The organism is Aequorivita sp. CRS11, from assembly GCF_059693805.1.
In genome coordinates, this window is the sequence record NZ_JCATIG010000035.1 from 1 (window position 1) to 1,257 (window position 1,257).

General features: G+C 33.7%; 1 protein-coding gene. It reads left to right on the forward strand.

What is annotated here, in order from left to right:
* Positions 1-139: 139 nt before the first annotated feature.
* Entirely contained in the window at positions 140-1,123 is a 984-nt protein-coding gene (locus AC58DT_RS15615) for a hypothetical protein (protein ID WP_497217721.1), read from the forward strand.
* The last annotated feature ends 134 nt before the right edge of the window (positions 1,124-1,257 follow it).

Below are 1,257 nucleotides of genomic sequence, written 5' to 3' on the forward strand. Positions count from 1 at the left end.
ACAAAAAATGCAATTAAATTATACAATGAAATAAGATTACATTTATCTTTAAATTTCAAAACCCCAAATATGGTATATTTAAAAACAGCGTAAATCAATTTTAACCTGTAGCCATATTTCAGGACGAGACATCTAAAAAATGAGAAACTTAATATACTATCCGACATTTGAGCCTCAAGATTTATCTTGGATTAAATACTCACTAATTTATCTAGACGGATTTTCTCCAATAATCCCAGAGACAGGGCAATCTACACTTTCTAAACAGTTCAGAAATATTCGAGATAATACTGATTTAATAAAAGAAGAAGAGCCTAAATGGTGGCACGGTGACAGTGCAGCTACAAAAGCGATTAAAGAACTTGAAAATGTTTTTGCCCACCCTGAACAGTATAGAGACAAGCTGAACAACGTAAATCCTGTCAGACGTTTCAAAGATCAAAATCATTGGAACTTCAAACTTTATGAAGAAAAATTCAATGTGCCTTTTAGACATTACTGTTTAGATGAAGAATTAGCCAGAGAAACGAATGGTGGTATTTTGCTATCAAAGGAACTAGCTGAATTCTATATGACATACTTAGCTGATGAAATGGCATTTGATTTGAAAACAAGCCCAATAACTGACAGCCCAAATCTTGACAGATTATCTAGTTATTTAAGAGTTCGTGGAGATGACAGTCTTCTTAATGCTGCAAATACGGTGGTCAACATTTCATTACCTGACTCATTAAATCAGATTCACATTGATAAACTCATTGAATTCCGAAATGATACTTCGATTCAAGAGCTAAGAAAATCATTTAACAAAGTACTTAATGACTACTTGGAAAATCTTGAAAGCGAATTTGATGTAACTGATTTTGCCAAACACCTAGAAAAAACAAATCAAGAGTTTATAAAAGAAATGGGATTGTTTTTCGGTGGACTAACAGCCGCCACACTTGGTGGAATTGTATTGCTCCAAAACACAGACCCAAATTATATAGAATTGGCAAAAGCAATGGTTGAAGGAACCTCATTATTGATTGGTGGCGGATACTCTATGAATCAATCTTGGAATCTGAATGCTGACAGACGAAATGCCAGAAAGTTTCTTTCAAGAATTGAAAATATTAAATAAAAGACTGCATACAACAAAGATCTGAGTTGAAAAACAAATGTTTTTAGTTCAATTTGGATACAAATTTCTCATCATAGGGCAAACCGCTTTTTGCGATTGCAAATGCCTGTTTCAGCAGTTTGTTAGCCACCGCA

Excerpts from the sequence above, each read along its gene's own strand:
- AC58DT_RS15615 (WP_497217721.1), top strand. The coding sequence starts at position 140 with ATGAGAAACTTAATATACTATCCGACATTTGAGCCTCAAGATTTATCT.